We start from the raw sequence: 20450 nt of genomic DNA on the forward strand, positions 1-20450 counted from the left end.
CGCCTGATGAATCGCCCCGCCGAGCCCGCCGCCGCTACGCCGGCGGTCAAAGAACGACCAACCTCGCGCATTTCCCGGGTCGCGAGGACCGGACGCGTATTTCGTTTCGTCGTCCAACGCGCCAACGAAGAAAAGCTGCTGCAGGTCGCCTCCAGCCTCACCTTCACCACCGTTCTGGCAATCGTCCCCATGCTTGCGGTGGTGCTGTCGCTGTTCACGGCCTTTCCCGTATTCCAGGAATTCCGGGTCGCCCTCGAGGACTTCCTCACCACCAGCCTGATGCCGCCGTCCGTCTCGGACAACATCATGGACTACCTGAACCAGTTCGCCCATCAGGCATCGCGCCTGACCGCGATTGGCGGGGCGTTCCTGCTGGTCACGTCGCTGCTGCTGATCATGACGATCGACCAGGCCTTCAACGACATCTGGCGCGTCTCGCGCCAGCGCCCCTTGCCGCAACGGGCGCTGGTGTACTGGGCCATCATCACGCTTGGTCCCGTTCTGGCGGGCGCCAGCCTGTGGGCGACTTCATTCGTGGCCCGCGAATCGTTGGGCCTCATCAAGGACGTGCCCGAAGTCATCAGTGTCATCGTCTCGTTCATTCCGCTGGTGCTGACCGGCCTGGGCTTTGCCGCGCTGTTCGTTGTCGTGCCCAACCGCGACGTGCTGTGGCGCGACGCGTTGGTCGGGGGCTGCGTCACGGCCATCGTGCTGGAAATCATGAAGTCCGCGTTCGCCTTCTACCTGACGCGGTTTCCCACCTACACGGTCATCTACGGCGCGTTTGCCACCCTGCCCATCTTCCTGCTGTGGATCTACCTGTCATGGCTGGCCGTGCTGCTGGGCGCAACGCTTGCCTCCAGTGCGCCGCTGATCCGGCTGGGACGCTGGCACATCAACCGTTATCCGGGCGCCTCGTTCGTCGATGCGCTGGACGCCCTGCGCGCGCTGCGCCGCGCGCAGTTGTCGACGCCCGGCGGTGTGGCCGCCAACACGCTGGCTTCGCAACTGCGGCTGCATCAGGATGAACTCAATGAAGTCCTGGAAACGCTGAGCACGATGGGACTGGCCACCCGCAGTCCCGACGACAACTGGATGCTGACGTGCGACGCGCGCGAGACCTCGCTGGCGCCTGTCGTGGATCGCTTTCTGCTGGACCGAAGCCAATCTCGCGTTCGCAACGACCCCGACATCCTGCGCATCGTATCGTCCGTAAATTCGCCGCAAACCACGCCAACGCTGGAAGAACTCTGCGGAGAAGCGCAAAATACCGGAAATGGAGTCGCCCCAGTGCTGCAACTGGAAGCGAACAAGAAATAGCAAAGCATAGGGCGCAGTCCGCCCCCAGGAGATACCGATGTTGAAGGTCAGTGAGATTTTGCGCGTCAAGGGCGATACGCTCTATACGGCGTCGCCCGACATGCCCGTGGCCCAGGCCGTGCAAACCATGAGCGAACAAGACATAGGCTCGCTGGTCATCATGGAATTCGGCACCCTGACCGGCATGCTTACATTCCGCGAAATCATCCGCCACATGCACGCGCATGGCGGCGCGGGCGATACGACCATCCGTTCCATCATGGACGACGCGCCCGTCAGCGTTTCGCCCAACACCAGCGCCGACGAAGTCCAGCGCCTGATGCTGGAAAAGCACGCCCGCTACATCCCCGTCATGGACGGCCCCACGTTGATGGGCGTCATTTCGTTCTACGACATGGCGCAGGCTATCGTCGCGGCCCAGCAGTTCGAAAACAACATGCTGAAGGCCTACATTCGCGATTGGCCCGCCGAAAGCGCGGAACCGGCCCAGTCCTGAACCAGCCGGCGCCATTGCAGCGCCGGCCGCGGGTTCACATCCCGGCGGGCGCGGACTCGCGCGTGGCGTCTCGTGCGCCCGGCGCATGACGCTGGCTGCGCCACGCGTCATAGATCAGCTCCGGGTTGTTCGCGGCCAGCAAAGCCGGATCCGACAGCATCCGGCGCCACCGGCGCGCACCCGACTGGCCGTTCACCAGTCCCAGCATCGGCCGCGTCATCACTCGCAGCGGCACGCCCTTGGCAACCTGCCGCGCGGCGTATTCCGTCATGGCGTCCACGACCTGCGCATCGCTGGGCAGCCGCACCGACGGCCACAACTGCATTGATACCTCAGACAGCACCCGCGGCGTATGCCAAGCGGCACGCCCGAGCATCACCCCATCAAAGGCCTCGGCCGCTTGCACCGACTGCCCGGCGTCGGCCAGTCCGCCATTGAGCACAAAGGTGCAATCCGGAAAATCGCGCTTCAACTGCGCAACCACGTCATAGCGCAGCGGGGGGACTTCGCGATTGTCCTTGGGCGACAAGCCCTTGAGCACCGCATTGCGCGCATGCGCGATGAATACGCGGCAGCCGGTGTCATAGACCTTGCCCACGAAATCGCGCACGAATTCATACGATTCGTTGTAGTCCAGCCCCAGGCGGTGTTTGACCGTGACAGGAATGTCCACGGCGTCCTGCATGGCCTTCATGCAGTCGGCCACGAGCGCCGGCTCGGCCATCAGGCAGGCGCCAAAGGCGCCCTTCTGCACCCGTTCGGACGGGCATCCGCAATTCAGGTTGATTTCGTCATAGCCCCATTGCTTGCCCAGCTTGGCGGCATGCGCCAGCGCGTCGGGCTCGCTGCCGCCCAGTTGCAACGCAACGGGATGCTCGGCCTCGTCAAAGTCCAGGTGGCGGGCCACGTTGCCGTGCAGCAGCGCACCGGTGGTGATCATTTCGGTGTACAGGCGGGCGCGCGGCGCGAGCAGCCGGTGAAAGTACCGGCAATGGCGATCAGTGACGTCGATCATCGGGGCGACGCAAAGCCGCCAGTCGGGGGAGTCCAAGAATCACTCTACAAAACAAGGGGATGCGGTATTTTACGGTGCTTGGCGACATTCTGCCCGCCGGGTTCGGCGGACCACCAGGAACGGCGGCCAGAGGCTGCCCGCCATGTGGTCTAAAATTGCGGCGCCGCGCCCCTGCACGCCCGTGCGCGCGTCCGTTCAACCCTCATACCGAAGATCCATGGCCGTATTCACCCCCGTATCCGATGACGACGCGCGCGCCCTGCTGGCGCATTTCGATCTGGGCGAGTTCGTCTCGCTTCGAGGTATTACGGCGGGTATCGAAAACACCAACTATTTTCTGTACACGACGCGCGGCGAATATGTCCTGACGCTGTTCGAGGTGCTGACGCAGGCCCAGTTGCCCTTTTACATTGAGCTGATGTATCACCTGGCCGAACGCGGCATCCCGGTGCCGCAGCCGCAGACCCTGCGCGACGGCACCCGCCTGACCACGCTGCACGGCAAGCCGTGCGCCATCGTCTCGCGCCTGCCCGGCGGCTACGAGCCGGCCCCAGGCCCCGCCCACTGCGCGCTCGCCGGCGCCACCCTCGCCCGCGCCCACGTCGCGGCGCAAGACTTTCCGATTCACCAGCCCAACCTGCGCGGGCTTTCGTGGTGGCTAGAGACCGCGCCCAAGGTCATGCCCTTCCTCAGCCCGGCCCAGGCCGAACTGCTGACGTCCGAGCTGGCTGCGCAGCAGGCCGCCACCAAGACGCCCGCATGGCAGGCCTTGCAGTCCGGCCCCGCCCACTGCGACCTGTTCCGGGACAACGTCCTGTTCGCAGGCACATTCGAGGATCCGCTCATGGGCGGCATCATCGACTTCTATTTCGCGGGCTGCGACACCTGGCTATTCGACGTTGCCGTCAGCGTCAACGACTGGTGCATCGATCGCGACACCGGTGAATTCATCCCCGAGCTTGTGCAATCCTGGCTGGCCGCCTACGCCGCGGTGCGCCCGTTCACCGAGGCCGAGCGCGAAGTCTGGCCCCAGATGCTGCGAGCGGCTGCCCTGCGTTTCTGGCTGTCCCGGTTGTATGACTTCTTCCTGCCCCGCCCGGCGCAGACGCTCAAACCGCACGACCCGCGCCACTTCGAAAGAGTGTTGCAAGCGCGCCACCGCTCGGAACTGCCCGTCTTGCCGTAACCGCTACGCCCCCCATAATGGGAACAGCATCCCCTATTTGAGAGACCTCCCCTCTAGAGAGCCATGCAAGCAGCATTTCTACCCGCGACGTCCGGCTGGCTTTGGGTCCGCGACGGATTCCGTCTGTTCCGCAAACAACCCCTTGCCATGTTCACCTGGGCCATGGCCATCAGCCTGCTCGTCGTCTTCGCTTCGGCAACGCCACCCATCGGCCCGATGCTCGTCGTGGCCCTGATGCCCATCATCACCCTGATGACGCTGTCCGCGTGCAAGCACGTAGAGGCCGACCGCGTCATGCTGCCGTCCATGTGGGGCAAGCCCCTCAAGCAGCCGGGCGTGTTCCGCAAGCTGTTCCTGATGGGTGTGTTGTATGCCGGCACCTGCCTGCTGATGGGCCTGGCCATCTTCCTGCCCTTCTCCGACGCGATGATGGAAGGCATGCGCATCGCCTCGGTCGAAAAGAGCATGGAGCCGATTCTGTCGGCCATGGCCATGCCGCTGATGCTGTTCGCGATCTGCTACGTGGTGATCGCAGCGCTGTTCTGGCACGCGCCCGTGCTGGTGGCTTGGCACGGTCTGCGCCTGACTCAGGCCCTGTTCTTCTCCGGCATCGCCTGCTGGCGCAACAAGCTGCCGTTCCTGGTGTACGGCATCTGCTGGATCATGGTGTTCCTGTTCATCGACCTGTGCGCCGGGCTGCTGGTTGCCGTCGGGTTGTCGCCTCAGTTTGCCGGCACGCTGCAGATCCCGTTCAACATTGCGGCGGGCGGCGTTCTGTACTGCAGCTTCTATCCGGCCTATACCTCCGTGTTCGGCATCCAAAGCGCCAGCACGCATCTCGACAACGGCGACGGCGCGCAGGCATAACGCTACCCGCCACGGTGCAAGCGCCGGCCGCAGTCTCACCACCCGGCCGTCCTGGCCGATAAACGCCACGTCGATGGCGTAACGCATGCCGAAGGTATGCACCGCGGCGCAGGGAGTCAGCAGCACGCCTGCCCGCGGCCCCGGCGGGGCCCTTCCCAGCAACCCGCGCATCCGCCCCCACCAGTGATTCACCATCAGCAATCGCAGACGCCCTTTGCGCAATGACATGGGGCGGCTCATTGCACGCTCTGCAGCAGCTGGACCGCAATGGGAAACGCCAGCACGATGAACGTGCACGGAAAGATGCAGCCGATCAAAGGCAGCAGCATCTTCACCGGCGCCTGCATCGCCAGCTGCTCGGCCCGCGTGTGGCGGTCGCTACGGCACTGCGCCGCTTGCGCGCGCAAGACCGGCCCCAGACTGGCCCCAAGCGCCTCCGCCTGCGCCAAGGCTGCCGCCCAATTGCGTGCCAGCGCACTGTTGCTGCGCTCGGCCAACGTCTTGATCGCCGCGGTTCTGGACATCCCCGCCCGCATCTCGGCCAGCGCATCGGCCAGGGCGTCGCACAGCACGCCCGGCGGCCCGCTCTGCGCCGCCAATTGCAGCGCACCCTGGACGCTCAATCCGGCTTCGACGCACAGCGTCATCATGTCGAACACGAAGGGCAGATCCCGCTCGATGTCGCGGCATCGCTGTGTGCCCAGGCCCTTCAACCACAAGACCGGCGCCACTGCGGCGGCTGCGGCCGCCCCCAGCGACCAGGGCAGCCACGCCACAGCGCCTGGCGGCGCCAGCGCAAGCGCTCCCACAGCGGCCATGCTGCCGGCAGCGATGGCCGCACTACCGCACAACGCCGCGATGTGCGCATACCCCACTGCCCGGGGCAACGCCGCCCGTTCTATGGCCCGGTCCAGCCGAAGCCGCCACCGCCAAGCGCACAGCGGGCCCGCCAATGGCGCCACCGCCGCGATCCATGGCCATGCGACGCGCCACCACCACGGCATGGCACGCGCCGGTTCCAGTTCCTCGCTCAGCAATGGACTCAACAACGGACTCAACAGCACCCAGGCAAGCCAGGCAGTGCCGGCCGCCGTCGCGATCATGCTCAGGTAAAGCCACATCCCCGCCTCCTTTCAGATATCGATCCGCATGATTCGCCGGATCAGCAGCACGCCAGCCGTCTCCAGCACCGCCACGATGGCAAGCACGCCCCATCCCATTGGCGTGTGCCATAACAGCCCCATGATTTCCGGCTCCAGCCGGTCGAGCACCGCCAGCAGCAGCAAGGGCAACGCCCCCACGATCCACGCCTGCAGCCGCCCCTGCGACGTCAGCGCCAGCAGCTTCGCCTGCAACTGAAGGCGGCCACGCAACGTCTGCGCGATGCTTTCCAGGGCTTCTGCCAGATTGCCGCCGGTCTTGGCCGCGATGCGCATTGCCGCCACCACCAGGGAGGTCGAATCGGCCGGCATCCTGGCCTGCAGGTTGCCGAGCGCAACGTCCCACGGCACGCCCAGACGCTGTTCGCGCAGCATCAGACCGAACTCCTGGGCGAGCGGCGCGCTGCTCTGGTCCACGACATGGCGCAAACCCGTCGTCATGGCCACGCCGGCCCGCAACGCAGAAGCCAGCATCAACAGCGCCATGGGCAACTGCGCTTCAAAGCGCCGCGCACGCCGGCGCCGCAATCCTTCTACAACCATCCGCGGCACGCGCGAGGCCGGAAGGGCGAACAAGGCCGCCATCAGCGCGCTACCGGTGGCCGCGAACGCAACGACCGCAGTCACCAATCCGCAGCCGACAGCGCCCGCCCACAATTGGCGCGGGTCGATGAACAGGAACACTTCGCTCAGCCGCACGCCCGCGTCCTGCGTATAGACCTCGCGGTATCGGCGAAGCGCGGGCGAAAACCAGGTCTGTGCGCGCCACGCCAGCAGTCCGGCGCACACCATGGCGGCCGCTGCCGCAAGCCAGATCATGGCAAGCCCTGCGCATAAGAACCGAATTCCGGCGACTGCCCCGCCAAGTCTGAAAACCAGGCGGCATCCAGATGCACGCCCCTATCCGCCCATTCCTGCGCGAATCCCGGCTGCGCGCCGCATCCGCGGAATCCCTGCGTTCGGTCAAAGCCAAACAACGCCTGCAGCTGAATGCGGCCGCTCTCCATGCCTGCCACTTCGACGATCGACGTGACAACACGGCGTCCGTCCGAGAGTCTTGCCTGCTGCACGAGCACATCCACACTTGCGGCAATGTGCTCGCGGACCGCCGGCAGCGGCAGGTCCAGCCCCGCCATGAGAATCATGGATTCCAGCCGGGCCAACGCATCCCGCGGAGAATTGGCGTGCAGCGTGGTCAGAGAGCCTTCATGGCCCGTATTCATGGCCGTCAACATGTCGAACGCCTCGGCGCCCCGGCATTCGCCCACAACGATGCGGTCCGGCCGCATGCGCAGCGCATTGCGCACGAGCTCCCGGATGTCGATTCGGCCTCTGCCTTCCTGGTTTGCCGGCCGCGCCTCCAGCGCGACCAGATGTGCATGGTTCAGCCGCAGCTCTGCCGCGTCTTCAATCGTGACCACGCGCTCGCCGTCGGGAATCTCGTTGGACAGGATGTTCAGCAGCGTCGTCTTGCCAGAGCCGGTACCGCCCGAAACGACCAGGTTCTTGCGCATCCTGACGCATAACGCCAGAAACCGCGCCATCGGGTCGCTCAGGGCGCCCAGCGCGATCAGGTCGGGCATCTGCGGCCGCCGCTGCGGAAACTTCCGTATGGTCAGGCTGGCGCCCTTCATCGCCACGGGGGGAATGATGGCGTGCACCCGCGAGCCGTCCGGCAGACGTGCATCCACCATCGGCGAGCTTTCGTCGATGCGGCGGCCCAAGGGGGTGACGATGCGTTCGATCACCCAGCGCACCGACTGCTCGCTGGTGAACGCGGCCTGCTCACGCCACAGGCGGCCCGCACGCTCGACGTAGATCTCGTCATAGCGATTAACCATGATTTCCGTGATGTCCGGCGCCGCGAGCAACGGTTCCAGCGGCCCGAGCCCCACTGCTTCATCCAGCACCTCGCGGCAAAGCGCCGCCTTGTCGGCCTGCGACGGAACCTCGGCGTCCTTGGCCACGATCTGCATCAGAAGGCGCTCGGCTTCGACGCGAAGCATGCCATCGCTCATCCCGGCCACGTCTCGCCGGCGCAGGTCCAGCGCGCTTAGCAGCGCCGCGTGCAGGCGTCGGCGGTCGTGCAGCCGGTGCGCGGTGGATGGCGGCGCCGACTGCGGTGGGCCGGCCATGTCATCACCCGTTGCCGGTTGCCCGGATTGCGCGGGCCCCTGCGCCGCGGCATCCGTGGCGTCGATGCGGGCAGCCGCGTCCTGCTTCTGCCTGGATACGCGCAGCCGGCAAGGCCCGATAAGGATCTCGTCGTGAGGCAGCACCGGCGCGTGCCGCACGACTCTTAGGCCGTTGACCATCGTGCCCGCCAGCGTGCCCAGGTCTTCCAGGACGATGATGTCTGCTTCGCACAGCAGCCGCGCGTGCTGGCGGCCGATTCTCCACGTGGGAATCCGCAGCCCGCAATCGGCGCCCCTTCCAATCAGCACTGGCACAGGCAGCTTGAGCTGCTGCTGCGCGGCGTCCTCGAAGGTCAGTTCAATGTTCAACATCACGGCCCTCCGGCAACATCGAATTGGCACCGGCCGCACGGGTGACCCATTGCGAGCCGGCGCCGGCGTACGGATCCCACCCTGCCGCGTCGGAAGGCACCGCCGTTCCCAGACGCGGAGGATTCGCAAACGTCGTCTCCAGCATCTCGCGGCCGCGCCGAACGCGATCCGCCATGGCGGGCTCACCCTGCGACACGATCTTCGGCGTCACGAAGATCGCCAGTTCGGTCTCGCGACGTTGGTAGCGCGTGGATGAAAACAACGCGCCCAGGATGGGAATGCTCCGTAGGCCCGGCAGGCCGCTGACGTCGGTGCCCTGCTCGCGCGAGAGAAATCCGCCAATGACCAGCGTGTTGCCGGAGCGCACATTGAATTCGGTCGACGCGCGACGTGTCCGCAGCGCCGGACCGCCCGGAAGGCTCAACGAGGTATCCACCGAGCTGGCCTCCACCTCGATCAGCGACCGGATGACGCCATTGCGGTCGATCCGAGGTGTGATGTTCAGCGAAACGCCATAGGGCTTGAACAGCGTGGTGGGGTTGCCCCGTGCGTCGGTGGAGGCATAGGGCACCTCCCCGCCCGCGAGAAAAGTGGCGCTGGCGCCGCTTCGTGCAAGAAGCTGGGGTTGTGCAAGCATGACCGCTTCGCCTGTTTGGGCCAGCGCGGCGATACGTGCCGACAGCAAGGCGTTGACGCCGAAGTAGCCCGCGGCGGATGAAACCGGCGCCGCCGTCTCGATGATCTGCTCCCCGGGACGAGTCATACGGCCACGGGATCCGCCATCCCACGCCAATCCCGCATTGACGCCGCCTTGCGTCATGCCATCCCAGCGCACGCCGAACTCATGCAGCCGCGACGTGGGAATCTCGACCACCTGCACGTCCAGCAGCACCATGCGGTCCCACCCCACCTGTCCCGTGAAATCCACGACATCCGGATATCGGTCAGCCAAGGCCGCGATCCGCGAGCGGTCATCATCCGACAGGTCGTCGCCTTCGATCACGATGCGGCCACCGACGTTCGAACTTCGCGCTCCGGGAATGCGGGAGAGCAGGCTTTGGACCTCGTCGCGCAAGCGCGGCGTGCCAGCGGCAACCACGCGCAACTCGTAGGCCGCGATGCGATCGCGGCCCGCCCAGACATGCACGGACGACACCCCTTCCGCCCGCGCGAACACCACGACCTCGCGCCCTTCGGCCGCCACGGCGTTGACCACCTGGCTATTGCCGATGGCTACTCGCCTCACGCCCGGATGCGGCAACACGCGGGTCTCGCCGACTTGCAGCTCCAGCGTCTGGGTGTCGGACCACGCGGGCAGGCAAACCAGGCACAGCACGATGCCCAAGAGGATTTTCATTCGTGTCATGGATGCTCCGCTTCGAAACTTGCCTGCGCGTCCAGGCGGTCGCCATACAGGATGGCGACACCAGGCACGGGCGTGGGTTCAGCGGCCAATCCAATGAGCGCGGCCAGGTCGCTTTGAACAGCGGGGTTCACGGAAGCCGCGTCATCGGGATGTCTCAGCATCGCAGTCAACACCCCCGCCTGCCGCGCGGCGATGAACCGCATGGCTTCGTCGGGCGATGCCGCCAAGGTGACGTTGCCCGCGCCGTCCTCGCCCCCGACGGTCAGGATGCGCATGCGCTGCAGCACCGGTACGGTGATCTCTCGCTGGCGATGATTGAAGGTCACGTAGATATCGATCGCATCGCCCCCCTTCAGCATGTCCGCCAGCCCCCCCAGGTCCGCGGCGGCCACCGTTAAGGCGCGCTGGCCCGCCCGAAGCCGCGCCGACAGAGAGGGCTCCGGCGCTTCGAAGGTCATGAAGCTTCTCAGCAAGGGTTCGCCATGCGCAACATCCGCGAGAAGCGTGGCGCCAATCACGCTGCCGACCTCAAGCGGATCGACGCTGGCGCCAGGCGCCCAGGGCTGAGGTATCTTGCGCACGGCCAAGTGCACGTCTTCGAGCAGCGTGCCGGCCGGCAAGTCGTAGGCCGCCACCAGACGGCTGACGAGCGGGGTGTGCGCCTCGGCTTCCAGCGCCTGGACGCGCTGCTGGACGTGTTCTTGCACGGCCCAGGCGGCAACCAGTCCCGCAAGCACCGCCAATCCATACACACCGGTACGGCGCAGCCGCGCGGCGCCGCGAGATATCCAGGGCTTCATGGCGCCCACCCCAGAGCACGCAGCCCGCTACCGCCGTCCACCGAAACCAACCACAGCTTCATCCGCTCGCGTTCGCGCACCCACCAGTGTCCGGCACCATCATCTTGCAGAACCCATCCCGCCCGCCGCAGACCGGCATCGAGGAGTTCGGCCAGTTTTTGCGGCGGCACGGCGTACTGCCAGATGCGGTCGGAAACCTTGACGCCAGATTCCATAACGGCGACGTCAGATCTGACGCGCGCGCCCTTCGGCAGCCAGCCGGGCAACTGCGCGGAGGGAGCCGCGCGAACACTGATCGCCGACAGGCTGCCAACGGTGCGGTCCACTCCGGCCCTTTCCATTTGCGCCACCCATCGGTCGTTGCCAACGCGGCCGGACAAGATGAGTTGCCCGGGCAGCACGTGCAGATCGGCCAACGCAGGCTGTTGCGCAGCCAGCGCTTTGGCAAAGGCGGACGGGCGTTGCGGCACGTCGAACACCCACACCTGGGCCGGCATCCCATGCAGCCACATCCGATCCGCGATGCGTTCACGCACCGCGCCCGCAGGCAGTCGTAGTGCCTCGAGGCTGGAGACGCCGCCCGACGCGCCCGCGCGCTGTGGCAACAGCATCAACACACCACAAAGACCGGCCGCTGCGGCAAGCAAACCAACACCGCGCCACGCGTCGCGCCGCTTGGGCAAAATTCCGACCTGCTTCATCTTCCGTCCTCCGCTCGCTTGCCAAGCCGATCATTGGGCGCCACGTCACCCCAGGCCGATAGCCAATCCAGCGACATCGCGGGCCGCCCCCAGGGGGCCTCGACCTTGCCGACCTGACGCTGCATCCGTTCCGCCTCGGCCCGCGACGTCCGGCTGGCCTGCAGCCATCCGGTGGACGATGCGCCAACACGGCGTTGCGCGTCCGCGTCGCCATGCGCATAGCCCGCTCCGCTTGCGACGCTGAGGTGACGCGATATCGGCAATCCAAACATGGCGATCCCAGGACTCGGCAGCGAACGGGTTTGCACGGAGAGCAACTGCATTGCCGCACCGAACCATTCGTCCTGCAAGGAAGCACCGGCCACGGCTGAGCCGGGCCAGCGTTGGGCGGTGCCGGCCAGGTCCATCCCCAACGGCACACGAAGTGTGGCCACCGGCTGCCCCAACGCCGCCGCCATGACGGCCTGCCTGCTGGCCTGCGTGATTCGTTGCGCTGAAAACTGCATCGCGCCGATATCGGAGACCGCCCAGAGCAGCACAGCCATGAGCGGCAACATCAGCAGCGCCTCTACCACTGCCTGCCCGCGTTCGTTTGCCGCGCGCCTGATCATGGAAGCCTCCCGGCCTGCATGGCTTCCTGGGACGTGACCGCGGACAGGCGGGCTTGCCAATACGGCCGAAAGAGCGTGGCCAGTTCCAACCGGCCGTCGGCTCGCCGTTCCGGCCGCGCAAAGTACGTTTCGGCGGCCGTGCTGACCGCGACGGCGCCGGACCGCCCCAGCGCGGCATAGCGAAACTGGCCGGTTGGCGTGGCGACGGCGCTGTCGGCGTCCGTGGTTTTCACAACGCCGGAATCCAGGCTGACCGCCACGGCAAAGCGCAATGGCTCAGCAAGACGCTTCGGCGAGACCTCTAGATAGGCCGGCAACCCGCGCCCCGGCCAGCGCCGCGCCGATGCCATGGCGTATGAGTTCGCCATGGGATTGGTGGCCCCGTCGAAGATGTCCCACGAGGTGGCGTGTTCCACCCATCGCCAGAAGTCTTCCTGCGAGAAGTCCGCAGGCGGATCCTCGATAAATTCCACGTCGTCGGGAGCACGGCTTTTTTCGCCCTGCACGGTTCCCCACCCCATCGCATACTCGCGAAAATAACAGCCGATCCAACGGTTCGAGCGCAGCGCGTGATAGGACTGCGTGTCCAAGGCGCCCCACTGGCCGTCCGGCCCAAGCCAGGTCGAGCCGCGCCGCCTAAGTTCGTGCCGAAGCAAGGGGCACCTTGAGCTGATCGCCCAAGGATTGCGGCGTGTGGCGTTGCGGCGATCCAGAAATCCATAGCGGGCCACCGCGTCTTCGGTTGCAGGACGCAGGCCGGCCTTGCGAGTCGCGGCGTGGCGTTCGGTGTAGCCAGGCCACCCATCTGTCAGCAGACGCAAAGCAAGTGGCGATGCTGCCGGCGCATTGCCGGCGTTGATCGGTCCAAACGCCGGATAGTTGGCGGCCAGCACCTCGCGCATTGCGTGGTCGCGTGAGGCTGTAAGATCGTCCACGATTTCTCGCGCCGCCGTTTCCAGCACCTGATGCACGACGCGATCGTGTTGCGCGAAAGCTCGGGCCAGCCGGCCTTCGGCATTGGATGGCGCCTGTGCGACCTGATAGGCCGCACCGGCATCGGGCCCGAAAAGCATCGCGATGAGGCCAGCCGGCGGATTGCCCCGCCGGCGCTGCGATTGCAACGCGTCGAGGTACTGCGCGGACGCCCCCAACGTCACCAGATGCGCCATGGCAACCTGATGCGCAATCTGGCTGCGGTTGACGTAGGCAATGGCATTGAGCGCACGCGCCTGGACGAGCGCGCCACTATAGGCCGCCGCGTCGGCGGCGTGGGTCAGGCGGCTTCGAGCCTCGATGGTCTGGCCCACGTTGTACAGGACCACCAGCGACGCCGCGCCAACGGCCGCAATCACGATACCCAGGAACAGGGCCTGGCCCCGCTGTTGATCGGCGAACATGATTGGATGCGCCCTCAATTCGCGATCTCGGCATTGCCGGTAAACGACTTGAGCGACCGCGCCTTGGTCTGCGCGGCAGCCTTCTGCGCCGCCTGCTGCGCAGCCTTGGATTGCGTGCTGCCGTCCTCACCGGCCAGCTCGCGGGCCATCGCCGCGGTCTGCGAACGCACGACTTGCCCGAAGTACTGATAGACCGCGATCGCCGCAACGGCGACCAGCGCCACGACGACGATGTACTCGGTCATGCCTTGGCCCAATTGGCGCTTTCGATGCCCCCACATGCCTGTTCTCCCGTGCAATGAACGTGGAGGACAGTGTCGCCAGCGGGCGACGGGCGGACAATTCGTGGATGCCGAGGCGGACAAATCCGCCCCCAGATCTTGACGTTCCAACCCTGTTTATCGCAAGGGTTTCCCCTATTGCCGGGCCGGAGTGCCAGCAGTAGATTTGAGTTGCCGGGCTGTCTGACACCCATCGCGTGCGAAGCCGGGCAGGAGCGCCTCAGACTCACCTTGAGCTGGGGCGCTCTTCCATTTCAGCCCCCCATCACCACTGCACTCGAAAGCCGATCATCCCGCCCACGGAGTGGTTGTCGCTCATGTTGTTGGTGGCGCCGGCCAAGCTCAAGTTGCCGTACACGCCGTAGCGCCCCTTGTTCCATTGATAGGTGCCGCCCACGCCAAGCTCTGCCCAAAGCCGCTCGTCCCGGCTCCGAAAGGCCACGCCCCCCACGTTGACGTTGGTGCCATTCATGAACTCGTTGTAGAGATTCGCGATGACGTACACATGGGTTTGGCCCGCTGCGCCCGCTGCGACGCCTGAGCCGGGTTCGTAATCCAGCGATACGCCGAGGCGTCCGCTGAGACTGTCGCCATCGTCCAGGCGCACCTTCGCACCGAACGGATCTGTGAAGCTGTCGAAGTCCACGCGGGACCGGACCAATTGCGCCTGCGGGGTAAGCGACCACCCGTTGGCGATGGGATAGCGATAGCCGGTCTCCACCGAGACCGCGACGCCGTTTCCGTTGTTGCCCTTCACCTCCCGGCGCCCGATCGTGCGCGACGAGATATCGCTGTCGAACCACATCGCCTGCAACTGCCCGTCCACATAGAACCCGCTGGCGCCGTACCACGTCAGACTCGCGCCAACTCCGGTGCCGGTCGAGTCGATCTTGCCCCGCCCGTACGGAGATCGGATATCGGCCGACGCGCTGCCATGAGACAGATTGACGCCCGCCACCAGCATCGACCCATCCGCCCGGCGGTTCGCTACGACGTCGATCCCGGTTTGCAGCTTCCACAGATCGACATCCCGGCTCGATTTGGTGGCCGACTGCGACGGCGTCATTGAGCTGGTGGAACCCTGAATGCGGCCCCAGGCGCCAAACTTCTCGCCCGTGGCGGGCTGCCCGTCCGTCCGCCAATAGCGGTTGCCGACGCGTTGCTGCAACGTCGGCAAGGAATTCAGGGAAGCGAGTACCAGGGGATATTGTTCATAAAGCGGTACGCCGGGTTGATAGCGCGGTCCGTCTTCCGTACCGCCGGGAATTTCCTCCTCCGGCGCGCCGGGTTCGGGTTGTGGTTCGGGTCCAGATCCGGGTCCCGGGCCAGGTCCAGGCTCAGGTTCGGGGGCCGTCTCCGGCGCTGTATACGCGGACACGAGATACCAATTTCCATCAGCCGGCGTTTCGTTGCCGCCGCGCCGCAGCGTGTACGCATACGCGCCCGCAATCACGGCTTGCTGTCCGCCTTCGGTCTGATAATCACCTCTGAGCGTGAACGCGTTGGCGGGAGACGCACCGCCGATCTCAATAACGCGGATACCGTTTACCGTCTGCGCGCCACCGCCGTTCAGATTGGTCACTTTGACGGCAGTATTTCCCGCAACGTCTCCAACGACAATCAACTTGTCCGTGGGTGAATCATCACCGCCGAGCGCCGTCTGAAGTTGCAGCAGCGAGCCGCTGCTGCCCACGTAGTTTCCAGTGATGGTCAGCGCTCCCAAAGACGCCCCGGGCGAGACCGTGCCTGCATTGACGACACTTCCAACCCGACCGATCCCTTCCAACGTACCGCCGGCAAGTATCTGCATTGCCGCACCGGACAGATCGCGGTTGACCTGGAAAATGCCCGTGCCACCAACCTGCGCAACCCCGGTGAAGTCGCGATGATCCGCGTTCAGAATGGTGCGACCGGCCATCGCCTCGATCCGGCCGCCCCCCACCAACCCGGTATTGGAACCCATCGCATTGTTGGCGCCGTTATTGATTGAGGCGTCGAACACATAATCGAGCGACGTGTGATTGAAGAGAACCCGACTGTCGCCCGGACCAAATGAAATTCGAGCGGTGTTCAAAGAGCCAGGCGCGACCAGTGCGGCCCCCGAGTCGCTGCCGATGACGATCGTGCCGCTTCCGGGAGCAGCCGTCGCCAGAAGCATCCCGGGCGCAGAGACCTTGCCCCCCTCGGCAATCGTCAACTTGCCTGTCCCTAGCGTGCCGATCTGAATGGGCGAGGCGGAAACCCATTGTGATGCTGCCCCGCGAACCGTCACCGCGCCCGTTCCTTCAGAGAACCCGACATAACTGGAGTCCGTCGAGACGTATCCGCCGTCCGCGATAATCAAGCTGCCGCTGCCGGACATCCCGACAAATAGCTGCTGCGCGTTGATCCATTGCGAGTCCGCGCCGCTGATGGTCACAATACCCATCCCATCATCAAACTCCCCGATGATGGCGCGCGGACTCCGTACGACACCGCCCCCGGCCACCGTCAACGTTCCCGCCGCGATCCAGCCGACATTCAACACGCTTGCGCTGTTGCCAGACAATTCCCATCGCGCGCCTGCACCGGTAACCGTAACCACGCCCGCACCACCTGCAATGCCCCCCAAGTAGGCATCCAAGCTGGAAACCACGCCGCCATTCGAGATGTTCAGCGTACCGTCTCCCGCATTTCCCACCGCGAGCTCACCGTTGACATTCCAGGGAGACGCCTGCGTCCCAGGAACTGTTACCGTCTGCCCACCCTCGATTGTTATCTGAGCGATGGACACACAAGGAACTGCCAGGAGGGAGAGCAACGACGAGCGAGAAAGCACGCCGGCGTGCAGAGGGTTGTTTTTCATGAAACGTCCTCCGATCGGGATTCGGTATCAGCACATGCGAAACATGAGATGGCCTGGGCTGGGACTACGCACGGCCGCGGCGTCAGGAGCGCCTTGAAGATTATTGAGGATAGATCTTTCGGATGAGCGGGAGTAATACCGGTGACAGGAATCGTGGTTCCGCTGCAACGGCAAAAAACCTTTCCAGACTGAATTCGGTGGGAAAAACGCTCAGCTCACCGCAAAATGAATCAGCCGCCAGTATGGGCGGCTGCGAGCCTTGATTTTCATTTTGTTCCCTATGGCGTGGGGGGTGATGTCGTCGTGCTTTGCGCAAGGCGATTTCATCCAGTTTCGTGACGATTAAGCCGGTTTCCGAGCCGCATTTTTTCTCGCTCGCCCCACCGAGAACGCCCCTATCGCGTCATGCCCGCGCCGAAAACAAAACAGCCGCCATTGCTGGCGGCTGCGGTACCTGATTGCTCAGGATTTCTTTGGTAGGCCCCCCGAGAGTCGAACTCGGCACCAACGGATTATGAGTCTGTCGGGGAATCTAGGATTTATGCGGCGTGGCGGCCGATTTCTGTTCCGCAATCAACGCTGCGAGCGCTCGAAAAATCCCTTTAGAATCAAACGCCGATTTTCAATTGCGGAACAGGAAAAGTGGTTGGCATGCCTTTCCGTCAGAGCATTTTCTCGCCGCCTGCGGGGCGAAAAATGCAGTCGAGTAGCGTGTCTAGATCCACCGGCTTGGTTAGCCAAGCGTCGATACCGTTAGGTAGAGAACGGGCGTCACCCTGCGCACTTCCGGTAAAAACGATTATGCGAGGCGCGCGCTCGGGATTCATTTCCTTAAATCGCGGGGCGAGTTCCAGGCCGGGTTCGTCAGGCAACTCGAGGTCCAACAAAATCACGTCCGGGTCGAACTCCGTTAGCGCGCGAAGTGCTGTAGCGCCATCGCCAGCAGTTCTGGCCGAAACACCCGGGTCCAACATCAAACACTCGGCGGTCAATTCTGCCGTCGTCGAATCGTCGTCAACGATTAGAACTCGCATTGCTCAGGATCCTTAAACAGCTGAAAGATACCTGCACGACGCACTAGTGCTTGAGCGCCGTTGCGATGGCTCCGAGCCTTGTACTTTGCGACAGATCCGCATCAGGGTCAACCCGGTCCGATTGTCCCTCTGCACCTATACTGACCCTCCCCTAGGAGGATTTCATGTGCAGCCACTACCAGACTCTGAAAGACGCTGAGCTGCTGCTCAAGAAGTTCGGCGTGACCCGGCCGGGCGTGCTTGGCAAGTACGACATGTGGCCGCGCTACCAAGGCATCTTCATCCGCCGGCCGCCCGAGCATGACGCCGGCGACGAGGCCGTACCCGGCATCGAAGCCGTGACGGGCCGCTGGGGTCTGATATCAGGCTCCACCCGGCCCGACGCGCTGGCCGGCGCAGAAAAGCTATCTACCTTCAACGCGCGTGACGACCGCGTCGCCAACGCCTTCACCTTCCGCAACGCCTGGCGCCGGGCGCAGCACTGCATCATCCCAGCCGATGCCATCTTTGAGCCTGACTGGCGTTCGGGCAAGGCCGTCGCCACACGGTTTACACGGGCGGATGGCGCGCCGCTAGGCGTGGCCGGACTGTGGGACCGCTACCGCGACGCGGCTGGGCAATGGCAGGAGAGCTACACGATGCTCACCATCAACGCAGACCAGGATCCGCTGTTCCGCGACTACCACCAACCTAACAAAGAAAAACGCATGGTGGTGATCCTTCCCGAGGGAGCCTACCGCGACTGGCTGACGGCCAGCACTGAAGAAAGCCGCGACTTCCTCGCGCCCTTCCCCTCCGACAAGCTGATCGCCACACCGATGACCTGACCCTAATTCTGCTGCCATATACTGTATATCCATACAGCTTTACAGCAGCAGAACCATGCTTTGCTCCGTCGTCCGCACCCACTACCTCGGCCAGAAGCGCCGCGACAATGACCCGGCCCCGGCGGTCACCGGCTCAGTGCGGATGTACTCGATCACACGCGAGGACATGCGCCGTCAGGTGCGGGTCATGACCATGGACGGGCTGGCCAAGTTCGGCGCGACCGAGAAAGGCCCAATCCCCGATCTGCTTGAACCCGAGCTGCTGACGTTCTGCTCCGACCGGGGCATGATGGTCTGCGGCTTCGAAGAGATCGACGGCCGGTGCTACTACCAAGGGTGGTGGATGCAGTGGATCGAGCAAAAACTCTAAAATAGTTCTTGCCGACTAGCGCATAATGCGCTATTATTCTGTACATGGATAGCGCAGCCCGCGCAGTCCGAAAACCCGAAAGGACGAGAAATGGAAAAAGCCTTGGACACCATCAAGACCGAAGCGGAAATCGCGAAGCTGATGGCCGAGACCAGCAAGCTGAACGCGGAAGCCGCCAAGATGATCCGCGAACGTGCCTGGTACCCCATGGTGATGATCGCCGCAGCATTCACCACCGGCGCGGCCCTTGCAAAAGTGATGATCGGATAAACAAGGAACCCGCCGTAAGGCGGGTTTTTCATATGGACTACGTACCCCCCACCCCGGCCGACCTCCAGGCCCTCAAGAACGAACTCGGCTACACGGGTAAGCAGATGGCCGCGCTTGCGTGCGTCGGTGAACAGCACTGGCGCAAGTACACGGGCGGCGCTGCCCCCAAGGATATGCCGTACCCGAACCTGTTCCATCTGGCGGCCGTGCTGGAACTGAAGCCGGAAGACATGGCCCGCGTTCACGCTCGAATGCAAGCCATCGGTGCGACGATTCGCGGCGCCGAAGAAGCCTAGCGCAACCGCGCCTGACACGCGGCCAGCGGGGCCGTGACTTGCTGGGTTCCAGCCCGGAGGGCGAAATAATTCGGTCGCGCAGCGGATCAGGCGCCGCGCCATCAGCCATCAGAGGGTCAAGCGCAGCGAGTTCGGCCACTGGGTCCAGTTGGCCCAGCGGGCTACGTGCCTCGCATAACTACCGTCAACCCAGGCGCACTGTATATCCATCTGGCTGGTGCCCGTCTTTGAACGAAACTGGTATAGGTATTACGCCACGGGATTGGGTGCCTGCTGGCGCGACCACCCGAATGCAGGCACCGCTATCGAGGTAAGCCACATGGCAACAGGAACGCGACTAGCGGACGTCATTGTGAAGCTTCCAGACCGATCCACCTGTCGAGTACAACGTCGACTGGTAATCAACAGAGGAGCGTCGGGGCCGCCAAAATCCGAGTACCACTGTTCTCTTCCAACTGGAGAGCCCGTTACGTGGCTAGGCGACGGAAAGTACCGCCTTCCAGACGGGTCGGTTGCGGTGGCCGTCGCACATCGGCCGCCCGCACCGTAGGCGTTCTCGCACGATCGTCCCGCGTCGCGGGCGTCATCCCCTCCCTCTGGGGTGTCAACGAACATGTCCGCCGACGCGACGCACTTGCAGCGCCATCGGTGAGCATGACCCGCTCCACAGTAGCGACCGTGGCCCACCTTCCGATCCTATGGAGGATTATGGTCGGCGGCTTCCAAGAGGTCTGCGGACGGTATTACCAGGGATGGTGGATGCAGTGGCTTGACGGCTGAGCCAACGCGCGACGCTGCGATCCGTCGGACGAACGATGGCCGCGATGGCCGCATCGGTGGACACTGGATCAAGGGGCGGTCCACCGCCCGCCCCACTCGACCCGCAGGGGAACGAAGGACGGCTCATAATGCCAGCCGGTTCTAGACTGTCTGATGTGGTTCTCGAACTGCCCGACCATTCGACGTGCCGAGTGCAGCGCCGCTTGGTTGTGGCACCTGGACGCGGCGGAGCGCTGCACACCCAGTTGATCTGCATTCTTCCTACCGGAGAATTGGTGACGTGGCTCTCCGGGAAAAGATACCGATTGCCCGACGGTAAGG

At 64.5% G+C, this 20450-nt stretch carries 20 protein-coding genes and 2 pseudogenes; 8 read left to right on the plus strand and 14 right to left on the minus strand.

Translation table 11 applies throughout. From position 1 onward, the window contains the following. Nucleotides 1-6 precede the first annotated feature (6 nt). Both AC6LJW_RS01885 and AC6LJW_RS01890 read left to right on the plus strand, forming a co-directional pair. Nucleotides 7-1320: a YihY family inner membrane protein gene (locus AC6LJW_RS01885; RefSeq protein ID WP_400522978.1), complete on the plus strand. Its 1314-nt coding sequence runs from the start codon at nucleotides 7-9 to the stop codon at nucleotides 1318-1320. Nucleotides 1321-1357: 37 nt separating this feature from the next. Continuing rightward, on the plus strand, nucleotides 1358-1816 hold the full coding sequence (locus tag AC6LJW_RS01890) for a CBS domain-containing protein (RefSeq protein WP_056315762.1): 459 nt from the start codon (nucleotides 1358-1360) through the stop codon (nucleotides 1814-1816). A gap of 34 nt (nucleotides 1817-1850) precedes the next feature. On the opposite strand, the gene dusA is transcribed toward AC6LJW_RS01890, so the two are convergent. Further along, a complete protein-coding gene (gene dusA / locus AC6LJW_RS01895; RefSeq protein ID WP_427984746.1) occupies nucleotides 1851-2831 on the minus strand; it encodes a tRNA dihydrouridine(20/20a) synthase DusA in 981 nt (326 codons plus the stop codon). A 217-nt stretch (nucleotides 2832-3048) separates the two neighbouring features. Between dusA and AC6LJW_RS01900 the strand changes: the two genes are divergently transcribed. Together AC6LJW_RS01900 and AC6LJW_RS01905 are read left to right on the plus strand one after the other, a co-directional pair. After that, nucleotides 3049-4017: a homoserine kinase gene (locus tag AC6LJW_RS01900; protein WP_056571317.1), complete on the plus strand. Its 969-nt coding sequence runs from the start codon at nucleotides 3049-3051 to the stop codon at nucleotides 4015-4017. Between the two features lie 63 nt (nucleotides 4018-4080). After that, the gene (locus tag AC6LJW_RS01905; RefSeq protein ID WP_056571319.1) at nucleotides 4081-4884 is read left to right on the plus strand and encodes a BPSS1780 family membrane protein; all 804 of its coding nucleotides are present in this window, start codon (nucleotides 4081-4083) and stop codon (nucleotides 4882-4884) included. Nucleotides 4885-4890: 6 nt separating this feature from the next. Here the strand turns inward: AC6LJW_RS01905 and AC6LJW_RS01910 are convergent. The 13 genes and pseudogenes from AC6LJW_RS01910 to AC6LJW_RS01970 all read right to left on the minus strand — a co-directional run. Next, nucleotides 4891-5124: pseudogene (locus AC6LJW_RS01910) on the minus strand (DUF192 domain-containing protein); the annotation flags it as partial. Beyond that, nucleotides 5121-6005, minus strand: coding sequence for a type II secretion system F family protein (locus tag AC6LJW_RS01915; protein WP_498086340.1), 885 nt, complete (start codon nucleotides 6003-6005; stop codon nucleotides 5121-5123). The pseudogene AC6LJW_RS01910 and the gene AC6LJW_RS01915, both read right to left, overlap by 4 nt. A gap of 12 nt (nucleotides 6006-6017) precedes the next feature. Next, nucleotides 6018-6863: a type II secretion system F family protein gene (locus AC6LJW_RS01920; RefSeq protein ID WP_056571323.1), complete on the minus strand. Its 846-nt coding sequence runs from the start codon at nucleotides 6861-6863 to the stop codon at nucleotides 6018-6020. Beyond that, nucleotides 6860-8551, minus strand: a complete 1692-nt coding sequence (locus tag AC6LJW_RS01925) for a TadA family conjugal transfer-associated ATPase (protein ID WP_498086341.1) — start codon at nucleotides 8549-8551, stop codon at nucleotides 6860-6862. The genes AC6LJW_RS01920 and AC6LJW_RS01925 overlap by 4 nt, the downstream gene beginning before the upstream one ends. After that, a complete protein-coding gene (locus AC6LJW_RS01930) occupies nucleotides 8538-9917 on the minus strand; it encodes a type II and III secretion system protein family protein (RefSeq protein ID WP_498086342.1) in 1380 nt (459 codons plus the stop codon). The genes AC6LJW_RS01925 and AC6LJW_RS01930 overlap by 14 nt, the downstream gene beginning before the upstream one ends. After that, entirely contained in the window at nucleotides 9914-10717 is an 804-nt protein-coding gene (gene cpaB / locus AC6LJW_RS01935) for a Flp pilus assembly protein CpaB (RefSeq protein WP_498086343.1), read from the minus strand. Before cpaB ends, AC6LJW_RS01930 begins: the two co-directional genes overlap by 4 nt. Further along, complete coding sequence (locus AC6LJW_RS01940; protein ID WP_498086344.1) at nucleotides 10714-11418, minus strand: hypothetical protein; 705 nt, start codon at nucleotides 11416-11418, stop codon at nucleotides 10714-10716. The genes cpaB and AC6LJW_RS01940 overlap by 4 nt, the downstream gene beginning before the upstream one ends. After that, nucleotides 11415-12029: a TadE/TadG family type IV pilus assembly protein gene (locus AC6LJW_RS01945; protein ID WP_056571331.1), complete on the minus strand. Its 615-nt coding sequence runs from the start codon at nucleotides 12027-12029 to the stop codon at nucleotides 11415-11417. The genes AC6LJW_RS01940 and AC6LJW_RS01945 overlap by 4 nt, the downstream gene beginning before the upstream one ends. Then, on the minus strand, nucleotides 12026-13426 hold the full coding sequence (locus tag AC6LJW_RS01950) for a pilus assembly protein TadG-related protein (RefSeq protein WP_498086345.1): 1401 nt from the start codon (nucleotides 13424-13426) through the stop codon (nucleotides 12026-12028). The genes AC6LJW_RS01945 and AC6LJW_RS01950 overlap by 4 nt, the downstream gene beginning before the upstream one ends. Before the next feature lie 14 nt (nucleotides 13427-13440). After that, on the minus strand, nucleotides 13441-13707 hold the full coding sequence (locus tag AC6LJW_RS01955) for a hypothetical protein (protein WP_056315734.1): 267 nt from the start codon (nucleotides 13705-13707) through the stop codon (nucleotides 13441-13443). A gap of 265 nt (nucleotides 13708-13972) precedes the next feature. Continuing rightward, entirely contained in the window at nucleotides 13973-15865 is a 1893-nt protein-coding gene (locus tag AC6LJW_RS01960) for an autotransporter family protein (RefSeq protein WP_498086446.1), read from the minus strand. 18 nt (nucleotides 15866-15883) lie between these two features. After that, a pseudogene (locus tag AC6LJW_RS01965) lies at nucleotides 15884-16552 on the minus strand (hypothetical protein); the annotation flags it as partial. A gap of 662 nt (nucleotides 16553-17214) precedes the next feature. Next, the gene (locus AC6LJW_RS01970; RefSeq protein ID WP_498086346.1) at nucleotides 17215-17586 is read right to left on the minus strand and encodes a response regulator; all 372 of its coding nucleotides are present in this window, start codon (nucleotides 17584-17586) and stop codon (nucleotides 17215-17217) included. A gap of 164 nt (nucleotides 17587-17750) precedes the next feature. Here AC6LJW_RS01970 and AC6LJW_RS01975 point away from each other — a divergent pair, with 164 nt between their 5' ends. The 4 genes from AC6LJW_RS01975 to AC6LJW_RS01990 all read left to right on the plus strand — a co-directional run bounded on the left by AC6LJW_RS01975 (nucleotide 17751) and on the right by AC6LJW_RS01990 (nucleotide 19349). Further along, the gene (locus AC6LJW_RS01975; RefSeq protein WP_498086347.1) at nucleotides 17751-18413 is read left to right on the plus strand and encodes an SOS response-associated peptidase; all 663 of its coding nucleotides are present in this window, start codon (nucleotides 17751-17753) and stop codon (nucleotides 18411-18413) included. A gap of 55 nt (nucleotides 18414-18468) precedes the next feature. Next, entirely contained in the window at nucleotides 18469-18783 is a 315-nt protein-coding gene (locus AC6LJW_RS01980) for a hypothetical protein (RefSeq protein ID WP_498086348.1), read from the plus strand. Between the two features lie 102 nt (nucleotides 18784-18885). Beyond that, entirely contained in the window at nucleotides 18886-19053 is a 168-nt protein-coding gene (locus tag AC6LJW_RS01985) for a hypothetical protein (RefSeq protein WP_498086349.1), read from the plus strand. 32 nt (nucleotides 19054-19085) lie between these two features. Further along, nucleotides 19086-19349 (plus strand): XRE family transcriptional regulator, encoded by a 264-nt coding sequence (locus AC6LJW_RS01990; protein ID WP_498086350.1) that lies wholly within the window; start codon nucleotides 19086-19088, stop codon nucleotides 19347-19349. Nucleotides 19350-20450: the final 1101 nt, after the last annotated feature.

The organism is Achromobacter sp. 1012554356 (assembly GCF_059760815.1).

Excerpts from the sequence above, each read along its gene's own strand:
- AC6LJW_RS01885 (WP_400522978.1), top strand. The coding sequence starts at position 7 with ATGAATCGCCCCGCCGAGCCCGCCGCCGCTACGCCGGCGGTCAAAGAA.
- AC6LJW_RS01890 (WP_056315762.1), top strand. The coding sequence starts at position 1,358 with ATGTTGAAGGTCAGTGAGATTTTGCGCGTCAAGGGCGATACGCTCTAT.
- dusA (WP_427984746.1), bottom strand. The coding sequence starts at position 2,831 with ATGATCGACGTCACTGATCGCCATTGCCGGTACTTTCACCGGCTGCTC.
- AC6LJW_RS01900 (WP_056571317.1), top strand. The coding sequence starts at position 3,049 with ATGGCCGTATTCACCCCCGTATCCGATGACGACGCGCGCGCCCTGCTG.
- AC6LJW_RS01905 (WP_056571319.1), top strand. The coding sequence starts at position 4,081 with ATGCAAGCAGCATTTCTACCCGCGACGTCCGGCTGGCTTTGGGTCCGC.
- AC6LJW_RS01915 (WP_498086340.1), bottom strand. The coding sequence starts at position 6,005 with ATGTGGCTTTACCTGAGCATGATCGCGACGGCGGCCGGCACTGCCTGG.
- AC6LJW_RS01920 (WP_056571323.1), bottom strand. The coding sequence starts at position 6,863 with ATGATCTGGCTTGCGGCAGCGGCCGCCATGGTGTGCGCCGGACTGCTG.
- AC6LJW_RS01925 (WP_498086341.1), bottom strand. The coding sequence starts at position 8,551 with ATGTTGAACATTGAACTGACCTTCGAGGACGCCGCGCAGCAGCAGCTC.
- AC6LJW_RS01930 (WP_498086342.1), bottom strand. The coding sequence starts at position 9,917 with ATGACACGAATGAAAATCCTCTTGGGCATCGTGCTGTGCCTGGTTTGC.
- cpaB (WP_498086343.1), bottom strand. The coding sequence starts at position 10,717 with ATGAAGCCCTGGATATCTCGCGGCGCCGCGCGGCTGCGCCGTACCGGT.
- AC6LJW_RS01940 (WP_498086344.1), bottom strand. The coding sequence starts at position 11,418 with ATGAAGCAGGTCGGAATTTTGCCCAAGCGGCGCGACGCGTGGCGCGGT.
- AC6LJW_RS01945 (WP_056571331.1), bottom strand. The coding sequence starts at position 12,029 with ATGATCAGGCGCGCGGCAAACGAACGCGGGCAGGCAGTGGTAGAGGCG.
- AC6LJW_RS01950 (WP_498086345.1), bottom strand. The coding sequence starts at position 13,426 with ATGTTCGCCGATCAACAGCGGGGCCAGGCCCTGTTCCTGGGTATCGTG.
- AC6LJW_RS01955 (WP_056315734.1), bottom strand. The coding sequence starts at position 13,707 with ATGTGGGGGCATCGAAAGCGCCAATTGGGCCAAGGCATGACCGAGTAC.
- AC6LJW_RS01960 (WP_498086446.1), bottom strand. The coding sequence starts at position 15,865 with ATGCTTCTGGCGACGGCTGCTCCCGGAAGCGGCACGATCGTCATCGGC.
- AC6LJW_RS01970 (WP_498086346.1), bottom strand. The coding sequence starts at position 17,586 with ATGCGAGTTCTAATCGTTGACGACGATTCGACGACGGCAGAATTGACC.
- AC6LJW_RS01975 (WP_498086347.1), top strand. The coding sequence starts at position 17,751 with ATGTGCAGCCACTACCAGACTCTGAAAGACGCTGAGCTGCTGCTCAAG.
- AC6LJW_RS01980 (WP_498086348.1), top strand. The coding sequence starts at position 18,469 with ATGCTTTGCTCCGTCGTCCGCACCCACTACCTCGGCCAGAAGCGCCGC.
- AC6LJW_RS01990 (WP_498086350.1), top strand. The coding sequence starts at position 19,086 with ATGGACTACGTACCCCCCACCCCGGCCGACCTCCAGGCCCTCAAGAAC.